At 69.4% G+C, this 14,035-nt stretch carries 16 protein-coding genes and 2 pseudogenes; 9 read left to right on the forward strand and 9 right to left on the reverse strand.

Annotated elements, in window-relative coordinates; translation table 11 throughout:
• Positions 1-878: 878 nt before the first annotated feature.
• From ABFX54_RS53520 to ABFX54_RS53535, 4 genes are all read right to left on the reverse strand, one after another.
• A complete protein-coding gene (locus ABFX54_RS53520) occupies positions 879-1,211 on the reverse strand; it encodes a hypothetical protein (RefSeq protein WP_346115035.1) in 333 nt (110 codons plus the stop codon).
• Between the two features lie 93 nt (positions 1,212-1,304).
• A complete protein-coding gene (locus ABFX54_RS53525; protein WP_346115036.1) occupies positions 1,305-1,511 on the reverse strand; it encodes a dienelactone hydrolase family protein in 207 nt (68 codons plus the stop codon).
• A complete protein-coding gene (locus tag ABFX54_RS53530) occupies positions 1,508-1,657 on the reverse strand; it encodes a hypothetical protein (RefSeq protein ID WP_346115037.1) in 150 nt (49 codons plus the stop codon). Before ABFX54_RS53530 ends, ABFX54_RS53525 begins: the two co-directional genes overlap by 4 nt.
• Positions 1,658-1,664: 7 nt before the next feature.
• Positions 1,665-2,501 carry a helix-turn-helix domain-containing protein gene (locus ABFX54_RS53535; protein WP_346115038.1) on the reverse strand — a complete coding sequence of 279 codons (837 nt, stop codon included), beginning with the start codon at positions 2,499-2,501 and terminating at the stop codon, positions 1,665-1,667.
• Between the two features lie 109 nt (positions 2,502-2,610).
• Here ABFX54_RS53535 and ABFX54_RS53540 point away from each other — a divergent pair, with 109 nt between their 5' ends.
• The 3 genes and pseudogenes from ABFX54_RS53540 to ABFX54_RS53550 form a co-directional block, all read left to right on the forward strand.
• Complete coding sequence (locus ABFX54_RS53540) at positions 2,611-3,411, forward strand: hypothetical protein (protein WP_346115048.1); 801 nt, start codon at positions 2,611-2,613, stop codon at positions 3,409-3,411.
• A gap of 477 nt (positions 3,412-3,888) precedes the next feature.
• Positions 3,889-5,538, forward strand: a complete 1,650-nt coding sequence (locus tag ABFX54_RS53545; protein WP_346115039.1) for a hypothetical protein — start codon at positions 3,889-3,891, stop codon at positions 5,536-5,538.
• Between the two features lie 248 nt (positions 5,539-5,786).
• A pseudogene (locus tag ABFX54_RS53550) lies at positions 5,787-6,132 on the forward strand (transposase); the annotation flags it as partial.
• Positions 6,133-6,270: 138 nt separating this feature from the next.
• Here ABFX54_RS53550 and ABFX54_RS53555 read toward each other — a convergent pair.
• Complete coding sequence (locus ABFX54_RS53555; protein ID WP_346115040.1) at positions 6,271-6,993, reverse strand: cupin domain-containing protein; 723 nt, start codon at positions 6,991-6,993, stop codon at positions 6,271-6,273.
• A gap of 144 nt (positions 6,994-7,137) precedes the next feature.
• Complete coding sequence (locus ABFX54_RS53560) at positions 7,138-8,106, reverse strand: NmrA/HSCARG family protein (RefSeq protein ID WP_346115041.1); 969 nt, start codon at positions 8,104-8,106, stop codon at positions 7,138-7,140.
• A 95-nt stretch (positions 8,107-8,201) separates the two neighbouring features.
• On the opposite strand from ABFX54_RS53560, the gene ABFX54_RS53565 reads away from it, so the two are divergent.
• The 3 genes and pseudogenes from ABFX54_RS53565 (at position 8,202) to ABFX54_RS57350 (ending at position 9,603) form a co-directional block, all read left to right on the forward strand.
• Positions 8,202-8,675, forward strand: coding sequence for a MarR family winged helix-turn-helix transcriptional regulator (locus tag ABFX54_RS53565; protein ID WP_319711957.1), 474 nt, complete (start codon positions 8,202-8,204; stop codon positions 8,673-8,675).
• Positions 8,676-8,969: 294 nt separating this feature from the next.
• Positions 8,970-9,032: pseudogene (locus ABFX54_RS57345) on the forward strand (hypothetical protein); the annotation flags it as partial.
• A 211-nt stretch (positions 9,033-9,243) separates the two neighbouring features.
• Positions 9,244-9,603 carry a sigma-70 family RNA polymerase sigma factor family protein gene (locus tag ABFX54_RS57350; RefSeq protein WP_428834665.1) on the forward strand — a complete coding sequence of 120 codons (360 nt, stop codon included), beginning with the start codon at positions 9,244-9,246 and terminating at the stop codon, positions 9,601-9,603.
• 307 nt (positions 9,604-9,910) lie between these two features.
• Here ABFX54_RS57350 and ABFX54_RS53570 read toward each other — a convergent pair whose 3' ends face one another.
• On the reverse strand, positions 9,911-10,648 hold the full coding sequence (locus tag ABFX54_RS53570; RefSeq protein WP_346115042.1) for an SDR family NAD(P)-dependent oxidoreductase: 738 nt from the start codon (positions 10,646-10,648) through the stop codon (positions 9,911-9,913).
• A gap of 57 nt (positions 10,649-10,705) precedes the next feature.
• Positions 10,706-10,858 (reverse strand): hypothetical protein, encoded by a 153-nt coding sequence (locus tag ABFX54_RS53575; RefSeq protein WP_346115043.1) that lies wholly within the window; start codon positions 10,856-10,858, stop codon positions 10,706-10,708.
• 402 nt (positions 10,859-11,260) lie between these two features.
• On the opposite strand from ABFX54_RS53575, the gene ABFX54_RS53580 reads away from it, so the two are divergent.
• Entirely contained in the window at positions 11,261-11,656 is a 396-nt protein-coding gene (locus ABFX54_RS53580) for a hypothetical protein (protein WP_346115044.1), read from the forward strand.
• A gap of 349 nt (positions 11,657-12,005) precedes the next feature.
• Here ABFX54_RS53580 and ABFX54_RS53585 read toward each other — a convergent pair whose 3' ends face one another.
• Positions 12,006-12,197 carry a hypothetical protein gene (locus tag ABFX54_RS53585; RefSeq protein ID WP_346115045.1) on the reverse strand — a complete coding sequence of 64 codons (192 nt, stop codon included), beginning with the start codon at positions 12,195-12,197 and terminating at the stop codon, positions 12,006-12,008.
• Between ABFX54_RS53585 and ABFX54_RS53590 the strand changes: the two genes are divergently transcribed.
• Positions 12,187-12,822, forward strand: coding sequence for a low temperature requirement protein A (locus ABFX54_RS53590; protein ID WP_346115046.1), 636 nt, complete (start codon positions 12,187-12,189; stop codon positions 12,820-12,822). The genes ABFX54_RS53585 and ABFX54_RS53590 overlap by 11 nt on opposite strands.
• Before the next feature lie 9 nt (positions 12,823-12,831).
• A partial coding sequence (locus tag ABFX54_RS53595) for an L-aspartate oxidase (RefSeq protein ID WP_346115047.1) occupies positions 12,832-14,035 on the forward strand: 1,204 nt, incomplete at its 3' end.

Below are 14,035 nucleotides of genomic sequence, written 5' to 3' on the forward strand. Positions count from 1 at the left end.
GCGCTGCCCGGCGGCGCCGGTCCCACCTTCGCCTACGTGCCTCGCGAAGCACGTACATAGGTTGTACGTGTACTGACTTCACGTCGTGACGGGATAGCGCGCTCGGCCCGCGCAAAGAGGTGGGCACACGCCCGCAGAACAGGAGCGGCGCGAGCGTCTACGGCTGCAAGCGGCCGAGTGGTTCGAGGCCGGAGAATCGGCGACAGCGACCATCGCCGTCGCCGCCTTCTCCACGCTCAGGGCTGTGGCGGTGAATTTTGTACGAATGATTGGTTGCATGGCAAAGTGCTTCTGTGTCGAGAGAATGGAGCTTGTCGAGGATCCCGTCCACGCCAATCGGACTCGCTGCTCTTAGATTCCGATCAGTTTCTTGACTAGGTCGTAGGCGGCGTTGCCTGTCACCCCGCCTGCGATCGCTGCGCCAGCGGCTTGGAGGAGAGGGTGCAAGATAATTGGAGAAGCGGTCTCGGACGGTACTTCCCCAGGTGCGAGTTCGAGGAACTCTCGGCGTGGGTGAGGGCTGTGGGCGTCCTCTCGTCAATCGCTGAGAGATTCGACCACGGTCGCAAGGTTGTGCTTCTCGTATGCGCCGTCCAAATCCGTGAGACGAACTGCGTGAAGAGAAGCCCAGCCGATCTTCACCGGACTCGCATATTGGGTGATGGCCTCCGTGGGGATTCTTGCGGAAACGTTCACATCCACCGCGTCGACTTCCTGCAGCCAGGCAGGAACCTGCTTCCCCCTTCCCCAACTCGTGCAGGCGATTCACGAACTGCGCACGTGGTCGCAGGCGGTGTTGGACCCGGCCGATCCGGTGCGCAGCAGCATCGCCAGTGATTCGTGGGTGTTGGCGCACCAGGCGGCCAGGGGTGAAAGCCTCAGCCCTTCTTGAACGTGGCCGAGGCACCCTGCATGTTGGAGTGCGCGGTGATCAGCGTGGCGTCCAGGTCGATCACGATCCAGCCGGTCAGTACCTTGCCGGCCACGCTCAGCCAGGGAAACCCGGTCTGGGTGCCGGCGATCAGGTCCCAGACGTGCCGTCGGATGGGGGCTCGTGCCCGGGAGAGTCTGCGCTGGAGCAGTTCATCGGTCCCGATCGGTTCCAGCGTCCGTCGGATGGTGGAGTCCGGGGATGGCGTGCCGAACAGCGGCTCATGGTGGGTCAGCAGGGCGATCTGCCGCATGCTGGTCGCCCCGAGGGTGATGGCCACCGCGAGCTGTACAGCACTACGCCCCGGTCCCACACCGGCGATCCGCCCAGCCGGGCGAACACTCCGCCCAGCGCACCGGTTAATCCGCTTTGATCAGCGCATTTGCGTAGGAGCACAGCCCGCCGCGTATCCGTGCTCGCCGAACAGCTCCGCCACCTCCAGCATGTCCGGTTCGACGCCGTAGACCTCGTGGACGACCACGAGGCCGGGCCATCCTGACGCGGGCGCGGCTCCCTCCGGCAGCACCACCACCACCGGCGAACCGCCGTCCGCCGGCGGGATGCGCACGTTCCGCGTCATGACCGCTCCGAACGACGCTGGACGGCGAGCTGCTCGGCGTTGTGCAGCAGCCGCTCCCGCGCCTGCCGCAACGCGGTGAACCTAGCAGGGAAGCGGGCGATCAGTTCCTTCTGGAACTGCTGCGAGAAGGACGTGACGGCGCTCATCGGTGGTTCAGGGCGTGGTGTCGATCTGTTGGCTCTGCGTTCCTGTGGCGCCGCGGCGCCACAGCGGCGGTTCGCTCTGGCGCGGGCCGAGCTCCACCGCGACCGCGGTGGTGTAGCGTCCGGGCGGCACTTCGTGCGAGAACGGTCCGCATGCGCGCGCCTGGCCTGCTGCCAGCGCACCAAGCTCGCACGTACGGAGGGTTTTCGCCAGCGGCGCGCGGGATTTGGCGTTGTGCAACCAGACATAGGCAACCGCGCCGTCGACCGCGCGGACCGCGCGCAGGTCGAGGGATGCGACCACGGCGCCGTCGGTCACCGCGACACACGGTTGCATCGATATCGGCACGCGCTCCGTCGCGTGCGGTGAGCGGCACCGCGTGGGTACGTCCGGCACGGCATCGCCCGAGGCCCAGATGAACGCCGCGTTGGCCGCGAGGAGTGCCAGCGCCGTACCGGCGACCGCCGCGACCTTCCACAGAGCGCGTGGCCGGCGCTCCTGGCCACGGGCTTCGTCCGCCGCGTCCGCCGCTTCCGGCTCGGTGCGCGCGGGTTCGCCGGTGGCCTGGGCATGCTGCTGTACCTGGGCGTTGATGTCGTGCCAGCGCCGCTCCCACGCGGTGGTGTCCGTCACGCCACAGGCGCTTACGTAATCGAGGGTCGCCGACAGGCTGGGCAGGCGGAGCCCCTTCGCGGCTTCTGAGAGCCTGCTCGGCGAGCAGCCGACCCGCGAGCCCATGGTCCGGTACGTCGGTTGTCCCGCCGCGACGCGCAGCTGGCGTAAGTCGTGCGCGAGGCGTTCGATCAACCCGCCCTCGGGATCGAGTTTCCGTTCTGGCCTGCCCATTCGCCCTGCCTCGTTGATCAGATAGCTGACCGGTGGTGATCAATCAAAGCGTGACAAGGATGAGCCTTGCTGAACAAGTCGGCCATCTGAGGAGGCATGAGTGAAGACGATGTTCGCGGCGGCGGTCGCGGTCGCCATGGGATGGTGCGGCGTCGCGGCGCCGGCGCACGCCGCGACGGGGGTGGCCTTCCGCGCGTACTCCGGCGCGAGCCAGAGCGCGCACCAGGCCCATTTCGAGAGCCTGCGCGGCCGGGGTTACCGGCCGATCACGGTGAGCGTCTCGGAAGGGCCGAGGTATGCGGCTGTCTGGGTCAAGGGCGGGGGTGGGGCCTGGATCTCTCGGAGCGGGTTGTCAGAAGCGGGGTTCAAAGCGCGGTTCGACGAGTACCTCGCGCAGGGATATCAGCCGATATCGGTGTCCGCGACGGGTTCAGCCGGCCGTGCGACGTTCGCCGCGCTGTGGGAGAAGCGCTCCGAACGGTTCTTCTCCCGCATGGGGCTCACCGGGGCCGAGTTCGCCGCTCACAACCGGAAGGCCCACGCGGACGGGTACGTACCGGTCTCGATTGATGTGTACGGGACGCCGTCGAATCCCCGGTACGTCGCGGTCTGGCGGCAGAGCCAGGAAGGCGGGTGGTACTACTCGTACGGAAAGTCGGCCGCCGGGCACAAAAGGTTCTTCGACGAGCGCACCGCCGAGGGATACCGCCCGGCGGCGGTCGCGGTGGGCCCGGGAGGGACACGGTTCGCCGCGGTGTACCGCAAGGACGGTGTCCGGCCCTGGTACCACTACATCGACACCTCCGCCTCCGCCTACCAGCGCAGGTTCGACAGCCTGGTGGCACGCGGCCTGCGCCCGGTGCAGGTGAACGTCGAGGACGGCGTGTACGCCTCGGTCTGGATCAGCTGACCACCGGGGGCGGGAGCCCGGCTGACGCAGGGACGGGAGAGGGCCCGAGGGAGGGCAGCAGAAGGACGGCGGTCCGGTCGCCGGGGCCTGAGCCCTGGCGACCGGCCGGCCCGGCCGACCGGCGGCCGGCAGTCGCCGCCACGGCCCCGGGTCGTCCAGCAGGAGGGGGTGCGCCGGGCTGCGACTCGTACGGGACGCCGTCCTGACGCTCACCCGCCCGTCCTCGGCCACCTCCTCCAGCAGCTCGGCCCGCCCCTCCACGCGGACCACCAGGTGCCGCAGGCAGGCCCGTCACCAGGGGCCGGGCCACACCCCGGCGAGGAGCCCGGCAGGTCAGCGAGGACCGACAATCGTTCCGGTCTCGAACGCCGGAGGGTGCCTGATCACGGTTTGGTGTCGCGCGACCGGTTGATCTTGACGCGGGAGCACCTGTGAGACGTTATTAGAACAAATGTTCCCGTCCGGCAGGAGGCTCTCGTGCCCCCATCCCTGGTTCGCCGATTAGCCGCTTACTGCGGCGCCACCGGCCTGATCACCGGCCTGCTCACCGTCACGGCCCCCGCCGCCTCGGAGGCCGACACCACCACCGACCTCGGGGTCACCGACTCCTACACCGCCGACCTGGCCGTCGGTGGCGGCCGAGTGTTCGTTCCCGCCGGCGACCGGATCATCGTGGCCGACACTGACGGAAACCTCACCGGCGGCGTCGTCACCGGCCTGTCCGGCGTCAGCGAGCTTGCCATGAACGCGGACGACACCCGCCTGTACGCGGCCCTCACCGGCTCGAACGAGGTGGCCGAGATCGACACCGCGAGTCTCTCCGTCACCCGGCGGATCGACCTGTCGGCCCACCCGTGCCCGTCCACCCTGGCACTGCTGGGCGAGCGGCTGTGGGTGGGGCACGGGTGCGACAACGGCCCTGGCGGCGTCGTCGGCCTGGATCTGAGCGCGAGCGCCCTGGCGCCGGTGGCGGTCGGGGGCGAGCACCTGCGGCCTCCCGTGCTCGCGGCCGCCGGCGACACGCTCGTGGTCGGTCAGACCGCCCTGCACCACGCCGACATGCTGGTCTACGACGTCGGCGGCGACACCCCGGAGCTGCGCGGCATGATCGACGGCGAGGAGTGGCGCATGGACTACCTGCGCGACCTCACCCTGACCGCCGATGGCGGCACCCTGTTCTCCGCGGCTGACACCCCCGGTCACTTCACCAGGTACGACACCAGGACCCTGGCGGCGACCGGCACCTACGGCGACGGCTGGGACGGGTACCCGTCCGCCGTGGCGCTCGGCTCGGACGGCGCGTACGTCGCGGCCGGACGCCAGTGGGGCAGCACCGACCTCACGCTCTACGACGCCGCTACGGGCGCGGAGCTGTTCGCGGCCGACCAGCCGGATGCCGAACTGCTCCCGGACGGCGTCGCGTTCTCCGGCACGGACGTCTTCGCGCTGCTGCGCAGCTCCACGGACCGGCTGCTGTTGTGGCGGGTGACGGGCGTCGCGCTACCGGCCACCAAGCTCACGGTGACGGCCCCCACGGACGCGTACGCTGGCTCGCCGATCACCGTCGAGGGGCGGCTCACCCGCGCCGGCGGCGAGGCGCTCGGGCTCAAGCCGCTCACGGTGATCCAGTACCTGCCCGGCTGGACAAAACTGCCGATCACCGGCGTGACGACGCGGCAGGACGGCACGTTCACCTTCCAGGCCACGCCCGTCTTCGAGCTGCCGCCGTACATCGGTGAGGTGATCTACTGGGTGTTCTGGGACGGCGACGACGGCCACCGCCGCAGCAGCGCCTCCGTCACCGTGACGGTCAAGCGCGAAGCCACGCTCACCCTGACAGGGCCGCAGTCCGGCGTCGCCGGCACGGCCGTGGAGCTGAGCGGCGTCCTGACGGCGGGCGGCAGGCCGCCCTCTCCGGGGTCCACGCTCACCGTGCAGCGCACCCTGTACGTCAAGGGCACCAGCGGTAAGGTCGTCAAGCTCCCGCCGGTGAGGGTGAACGCCGACGGCACGTACACGTTCACCGACACGCCCGCCAACGCCGGCAGGTACAGCTACCTCGCGAGCTATGCGGGGGACGGCGGGACCGGACCGGCCCAGGCCACCCATCAGATCATCGTCAAGTGACCCGACGGCCGGTGCCCGGCCGCCGGGCCGGGCACCTCGGCCGGGATACGGTGGTGACTCACCAGGCGCTGACGGTTCCGGTAGCCCATGACTAGTACTCCAGTGACAGTTCGCGATTGTGGTGTCGGGTCACATGGCGACGGCCACCGCGTGATCATTCGGAGTTTGTGATGACAACGAAAGATCGTGCGGTGGCCGCGAGCCACGGAGTAGGCCCTGACGGCTGGATGGTCATCTTCAACGAGCTGATGGCCCGGATCGCCGGCCACTTCGGCTGCGTCGAACCACGCCGCACTGCCATGGCGTACGTGCGCGGGCTGCTGGCCGACCTCGACCGCAAGAACTGCTGGAACCTGGCCGAACACGCCGGGCTACTCGGCCCGCAGCCCCTGCAGTGGCTGCTGCGCACCGCCCGCTGCGTCGGCGTCCCAGCGGGCGCTGCTGCGCACCGCCCGCTGGGACGCCGACGCGGTCCGCGATGACCTCCGTGATTTCGTGGTCGACCGGCTCGGCCCCGACGGCGTCCTGATCGCCGATGAGACCGGCTTCGTCAAGAAGGGCACCGGTTCGGCCGGAGAGTCGACGAATGCCGAGGCCATGCTTCACCGGTCACTGAACGTCAATGAGAGAAGAAGAATCGCGTACGAAGCCGCGACCGGTGAAATAATCGTCTTCGCTCAGACGGGCGGCGCCACCTGGCACGGCTACGTGGTCACGTGGCACGGATCGTCGTCAACAACTTGAGCGACGAGCCCGTCGAGGTCGACCGCTAGCGGTGAGGCGGGAAATGGACCGCCCCGGCGAAGCAACCTCCAACTTCGCCGGGGCGGTCCAACCGGGAGCCTCCCGCATCTGTGACAACCCGCGCGTACGCCGGCACGGACTGGCATCGAACGCGTGGGCGAAGGCCGTCGGCCCGGCGACCGCGGCCGTCCAGGGGCCACCGTCACCGGACACGGTGAGCGCACCATCAGCGAACCCCCACCGCAGTCGGCCCGACCGCTGTCGATGAGCAGCCGCTCCCAGCAGCGCCGATGCTTCATCGTGCTGGTCTTGCCCCACCGCTGGCCAGCGCGGTTCCGGCCCTGGCGCGTCCACCGAGAGCGGCGCGCCGTGGGGCATCATGTACAGCACTTCCATGACGACGGGCCTGTCGCGCCGGTTCTGGCCGATGTGGACGTGGTCGGAGCCGCTGGGCTCGACGATGGTCTGCCCGGCCTTGTACCCGCCGTCGGCCTTGCAGGTGGTGTCGAAGTGGCTGAGCGTTCCTTTACGGATGACGCCGTAGAGGGTGCCGTCGTGGCAGTGCCGGCCGGTGCTGCCGCCCGGCTCGACCGTGATCTCGCGCAGGATGCAGTCCTGGTCACCCATTGTCCTCTGGAAGAGGACCGTGGCGCTGACGCCGCTGCTCGGGGTGGCGTTCGCCGTGCCGGGAAGTAGGGCGAGCTTGTTCATCTCGTCCCTTCTGAGGCGTGGCCGCCGTGCGCTTGGGGTGCGGCCGCCGGTTCGTCCCTGTTGACAGGGCAGCTCCCGATCTTGTGACACGGCTCCGCAGCGTTACCCGGGGGTGACCACGCGCGGGAAGGGGACGGGTGCCGGTCAGCGTGGGATGGTGTCGCGGTGGGCGGCCAGCCACGTGTCGAACGACTGCAGCTTCGGGTTGAGCTCGCGCAGCAGCTCGAAGTCGATGAGCTCGGCGATGTCCGGGGCGGCCGCGATCAGGTACTGGAGCATGTTGCCGACCTCGCCCGCGCCCGGGAACCCCGCGGCCCGGATCATGTCGGGGCTGACCGCCTGGTAGGTGACGGGCTCGCCGAGCGCCTGGCTCAGCGCGGCGGCGTACTGCGCGCCGGTGAGCACGGACCCGGCGACGCTCACCCGCCTGCCGGCCATCCCGATCCCGCGGCGGAAGATCCCCAGCGCGGTCCTGCCGACGTCCTCCGCGGCATGCGCGGCTACCCGCGCCTCGCCGAACCCGAGCGGCAGCACCAGCGCGCCCGTCTCGTCACGCCGGGGCGCGAACATGTCCCGGAACGCCTCGTAGTAGACGTTCGCCTGCATGAAGGTGGTGGGCACGCCCGACTCCAGGAAGAACCGGTCGGCCTCGGCCTTGCCGTCGGCGTGCGGCACCTTGTACGAGCCCTCGAAGCTCGGCGTCCCGTCGCCCGGCCGGAAGTAGCCGCGGGTGTCGGACAGCGTGGACCACACGAAATGCCGTACGCCGGCTTCTTGTCCCGCCCGCGCCGCGTTGCCGGCCTGCTCCTGCTCCTTGGTGGTCGCGGGCCGCGCCCGCTCCTCCTCGGGCGTGCGAGGCTCCCAGAAGTTGGTCACCACGAAGGCGCCGTGGGCGCCGTCGAACGCCTTGCGCAGGCTGCCCTCGTCGTTGAGATCGGCCCCGACGACCTCGGCCCCGAGCGCGGCCAGCTCCCTGGCTCGCGCCGAACCCGGGTCCCGGGTCAGGGCCCGCGCGGCGAACCGCCCACTGGGGTCGTCGAGGATCGCGCGGACCAGCCCGCCCCCTTGCGCTCCGGTCGCGCCCACTACTGCGATGATCTGCTGCTCGCTCACAGAGACAAACCCCTCACGTGTTCAGGTTGATGTATCAACCCGGCCACCATACAGTGCCAGGTTGATACGTCAAGCAACCGGTAGAGTGGGGCGTCATGGGATGGGAGCAGGAACTCGGCGAGGCCGACCGGATGTGGCGCACGTACATCGAAATGGCCAAGCACCTTGGCTCGCACCTGCAGCAGCACCTGCAGCGCGAGTGCGACCTGTCCGCGGCCGACTTCGAGGTCCTGGTCCGGCTCACGGAGTCGGAGCGGCGGGAGATGCCCGTCGCGGAGGTGGCCGCCGCCACCCAGTGGGAGAAGAGCCGCCTGTCCCACCAGCTCACCCGGATGGCGCAACGCGGGCTGGTCGAGCGAGTGGACTCCAACGACCGCCGCTATCCCGACGTGCGGCTCACCGACAAGGGCTACGCGGCGATCAACAAGGCCGTCCCCGAGCATACCGAGATGGTTCACGCCCTGTTCGTCGACGTGCTGGGGCCCGAGCGGCTGGCCGGCTTCGCGCAGGCCTGCGCCGACGTGCTCCGCGCACTCGACGAGCACCGGGAGCGGGACTGCTCGTTGTGATCATGCTCCCGCGCCGCGGAAAGCCCCCCAGGGTGTGGCGAAAAATGGAGATCATTCGTCCCGATTGCCCCTGCTCCCCTGGGTGGCCACGCTGGCCGCCGCCGCGTATCCGACCTGGGACGTTCATCGGGCCGAGTACGGGGCCTGCTACGTCCGCGGCTGCGTGGGGCTGTTCGGCGGATACGGCTTCGGCCTCGCCGACGGGACGGAGACGCCTCGGCGCTCGTCAGCGACGCGCCCCGGCTTTTCGCGATCGGTCTGCGCGTCCTGCAGGACGTGCGCGAGGCCGAGGACGTGGTGCAGGAGACGTTGCTGCGTTGGGCCCGCTCCGACCGGGCGGTCGTCATCAGCCCGCCCGCGTTTCTCGCGCTGATCACCACGAGGCTCGCCATCAATATCGCTCAGTCCGCCCGCAGGCGCCGCGAGACCTCCGTCGGCCCCCGCCGAGACAACAGACCTTTCTGTCGGCCCCGAGACGGCAGCCGAACGACGCGAGGCGGTCGACACCGCGATCGGGCTGCTGCTGGAGAGACTGACCCCCGCCGAACGAGCGGTCTATCTCCTACGCATAGCCTTCGACTACCCGTACCGCCAGATCTCCGGGATCCTCCACCTGAGCGAAGACCATGCGCGGCAACTCCTGCGACGCGCCCGCGACCACCTTGCCACCGAGAGACGCCACCAGGCGAGCACCACCGCGCACTCGCGTCTCGTACGGACGTTCGTCGCCGCGCAGTCCGGCGACCTCGCCGGACTGGAACAACTGCTCGCCGCCGACGTCGCCCGCCAGGTCCGATCAGCGTCGGGCTACGGCCCGTTTGCGGATCCCCGAAGTCATCCAGAAGGTCGTCGGCGTACCAGCCGGCTCGCCCACACCCGGCCAGGACCGGTCATGGCCGCGCCTGCTCCGGCGTCGCGTCAATGGTGATCGCGCGGGTGCAGCGGTACTGGGCTCGCGGTAGCAGCCTGTCGCCAGGCATCGACGCGCCCGCTTCCGCCGGGGTGGCGCCCTCAGGCCAGGTGTCGACGTCGCAGCAACGGAGCGACGAGAAGGCGGTCGAGCCATCGATGACGTCTCTGACCTGAGCGCCCAGATCGGCCCTGCGCGAGGAGGTGACACGGGGATGCCGATGCCTTCCTCGTGACGGTGTGTCACGGCCGCCGCGTTCGGTCCTGCGACCAATGGCACGTCCGGCGTGGCGAAGGTCACCCTTGCGAGGGCTGGTGTCACTCCCCTATTGGATCTGGTCGGTCGGGCGGACGAGGATCTCGTTGACCGCGACGTGCTCCGGCTGGGTGACCGCGTACACGACGGCGTTGGCGATGTCCTCGGGCTGCAGGGTGCGCATGGAGGCGGCCATGTTCTGTGCGGCGGCCCGCATCGTGGGGTCCGTGTTGTGGTCGGTCAGCTCGGTGGCGACGAAGCCGGGCTCGATGACCACGACACGCACACCCCGGGTGGTGACCTCCTGCCGTAGCGACTCGGAGAAGGCGGTGATGCCGAACTTCGTCGCGGCATAGACACCGGCGTAGGCCGACGCGATCCGGCCCGAGGTCGAGGAGACCTGCACAATCGTGCCCCTGCGCTCCAACAGGTGGGGTAGACCCGCATGGACCATGTACATCGAGCCGAGCAGGTTGGTCTCGACCATGCGGGTCCATTGCGTGATGTCCGCACCCACGATCGGGCCGTTGAGCATCACCCCGGCGTTGTTCACCAGGACGTCCAGGGCGCCGAAGCGCTCAACGGTCGCTGCGACCGCGGCCCGCACCGACTCTTGGTCGGTCACGTCCAGTTCGAGGGCCAGCACCTCACCGGGCGCCTTGCGCGCCAGCGACTCCAACCGGTCGGCGCGCCGGGCCCCGACCGCGACACGTGCCCCTTCCGCTGAGAGGGCCAGCGCAGTGGCCTCGCCAATGCCCGACGACGCTCCAGTGACGAGGACGACCAGTCCATTCAACGTGTTGCTCATGTGCTTCCTTTCCGGAGGGGTTCACCGGGTTCGTCATGCCGCAATAGCTCGGCGCGCTCAGGACGGGCGAGGAGCGCGGCGGTACTTGTATTGAGCGAGCTCTTCGTCGTCCACCAGGACGAGCATCGGCTTGCCGGGGTCACACAGCATGGTGACCGTGAAAACGGACCGGGAGTCCTCGCGGTTGTCGCCGTCTTGATAACGGCTCACGGCACCACCAGGAGTGCGAGTGCGGCGGCGCCGATCTTCATCGGGATCCCTTTCGTCCGCCGAGCCGCCTGGTTGCCCCCGGTCGCCAGCTAAGACCGGACAGCCTCCAGGCTTGTGACAGCTGCCGCGAAATGGCGGCGTCGTGGCGAGGCGCGTCGCGGGGAACCAGCTATGTCAACCCGCCACAAGCCACACGGGGCGGCACATGGCCCCGCACCGATCTCGTGCCGTCCGCACGCCCGGCCGGACATGGAACACCGCCTCAGTCCCGATGGTGTCGTATCCGAGCTCGTGGACGGCATCCGCGACGATGATCTACCGGCTCAGCTGGTGAGACGCAGACCGTACCACTTGGCCTGGCGCGTGCCTTGGGTGTATTCGAAGGCGTGCAACTGGTGCAAAATGCGGCGTCGAGTCAGAGACGGAACTGGCTTTCGCCAAGCGCCGCCCGAACGCTTCCTGGTCGCGCTGGCCGTACTGAGCCTGCTGTCTGACCCAGGACTGCTCGGACTGCCGGAGCTCGAGGTCACCGGCCTGACGGCGGAAGACGCGCACGTCCTGCTCACCTCGGTGACACACGTCCAGATCGATCAACACGTCCGCGACCGGTTCGTGGCCGAGACCAGGGGAAACCCGCTGGCCCTGCTGGAGCTGCCGCGTGATCTGGCGGTGACCCGGATGGCGGGCGGGTACCGCGTCCTTGACGCCGACACGCTGCCCGGCAGGATCGAGCAGAGCTTCCTGGCCAGGATCGAGGACCGCCTTGGACCATCTCGGCGCCGCCTACGCCGAGCTTGAGCGCTGGGAGGAGGCGATCGAGGCCTACCAGCAGGCGATGCAAGCACTGCGCGCGCACCCGATCGGCCTGGCGCTGGGCCGCACCCAGGCCAGGCTCGGCCTCGTCTTGTGGCGTGTGGGACGGGTAGAGGAGGCCAGGAAGGCGTACGCAGAGGCGCTGCGGCAGTTCGAGCGGTCCGGTGACGGGGAGAGGGGGAGCGGCCTCCTGGCTTGCGACAACCACCGCGACGAGCTGTCACAGATCGCGACGCCGTCCGGTCTTTCTTGGCGAACCGGACGCCGCAAGAGCGACAGGAGCGTGAGCGTGCCCTCAACCAGGACCACCATCCGGATCCGGGTCAGGATGAGCTCACGGCCCGTCGACGAGGCGCATCGCGCGTCGAGCCAGCACGAGCTCCTCTTCGATCTCACCTTCGTGGTCGCGGTCGCGGCCATCACGGCGCAGTTCGCGCACGCCATCGCTGAAGGTCATGGCCTGACCGGGGCTGGTCCCGTTCCTCCAGGTGTTCTTCGCCATCTGGTGGGCGTGGATGAACTTCACCTGGTTCGCCTCGTCCTACGACACCGACGACGTTCCCTACCGGCTGCTGACCATGGTGCAGATGGCGGGGGTGCTGGTCCTCGCCGCCGGCGTGCCCGCCGCGGTCGGCCACTCCGACTACGGGATCATCACCCTGGGCTACCTCATCATGAGGATCGGGCTTGTCGCCCAATGGCTGAGGGCCGCGTTCGAAGACCCGGCGAGCCGCCGTACGGGGCTCCGCCACGCCGCGGGCATAGGTCTGGTCGAGTTGGGCTGGTTGCTCAGGCTCGCTCTCGTGGAGGCGGGCCTCATGCCAGCGTCACTCCAGTTGCTGTTCTTCGCCTGCCTGGTCGTCCTGGAGCTGGCGGTGGAGCAGAGCGGGCGTCCTGTGGCGGCATCGCCGATCGCGATCGGCTACGCGGTCGCCATCCCGGTCGGGGTGTATCTCATCCTGCTCCGGGCGGTGCACGCGCTGGTCGGCTCGGACTCCGTCATTCCCCGCACTGCCGTGGCAGGGTGCGTCGGCGCCGTCGCGTTGTCGCCGCTCGCAGCGCCGTGGATCGGGGTGGCCGCCGTGGTCGCGCTGATCGCGGCCGCTTGCGTCGCGCTGGTCGCCGTCGCCATCCGGGCGGCACGTAGCTGAAGGAGCATCATGTACGCATCAGAGAACAGAATCGCCACGTCCGTCCTGGTCATCGGGACCGGAGGGGCCGGACTGCGGGCGGCCATCGAACTCGCCGAGCGCGGGGTGGATATCCTCACGGTCGGCAAACGGCCGAAGGCGGACGCACACACCTCGCTCGCGGCAGGCGGCATCAACGCGGCCCTCGCCACGATGGACCCCGAGGACACCTGGCAGCAGCACGCGGCCGACACTCTCAAGGAGAGTTACCTGCTGGCCAACCCCGAGACGGTGCGCATCGTCACCGAGGGGGCCGCGCGTGGCATCGAGGACCTCGTGCGGTACGGCATGCCGTTCGCACGCGAGCAGGACGGGCGGATCTCCCAGCGCTTCTTCGGCGCCCACACCTTCCGGCGCACCTCGTACGCGGGGGACTACACCGGACTCGAGATCCAGCGCACGCTGATCAACCGGGCGGCCCAGCTCGACGTCCGCGTCCTCGACACGGTGTACATCACGCGGATTCTCGTGCGCGACAACGCGGTCTTCGGCGCGTACGGGTTCGACCTGACCGACGGCAGCCGCTACGTCATCCATGCCGATGCGGTGATCCTGGCCGCGGGCGGCCACACCCGGGTCTGGCGGCGCACCTCCTCCCGGCGCGATGAGAACACCGGCGACTCCTTCCGCCTGGCCGTCCTGGCCGGCTGCCGCGTCCGCGACCCCGAGCTGGTGCAGTTCCACCCCTCTGGTCTCATCGCGCCGGAGAACGCGGCGGGCACGCTCGTCTCCGAGGCGGCACGGGGCGAGGGCGGGATCCTGCGCAACCGGCTCGGCGAGCGGTTCATGTCGCGGTATGACTCGGAGCGGATGGAGTTGTCCACGCGCGATCGGGTCGCGCTGGCCGCATACACAGAGATCAAGGAAGGTCGCGGCACCCCGGACGGCGGCGTGTGGCTGGACGTGTCGCATCTGCCGCGCGAGACGATCATGACGCGGCTGCCTCGCGTCTACCAGACGCTCCTGGAACTGCAGATGCTCGACATCACCAAGAAGCCGATCGAGGTCGCGCCGACCGCGCACTACTCGATGGGCGGCGTCTGGGTACGCCCTGAGGACCACGGCACGGGCGTCGACGGCCTGTACGCGATCGGGGAGGCGGCCAGCGGCCTGCACGGCGCCAACCGCCTGGGCGGCAACTCCCTCATCGAGCTCCTCGTCTTCGGCCGCATCG

The organism is Nonomuraea maheshkhaliensis (assembly GCF_039529435.1).
Lineage (GTDB): Bacteria > Actinomycetota > Actinomycetes > Streptosporangiales > Streptosporangiaceae > Nonomuraea > Nonomuraea maheshkhaliensis.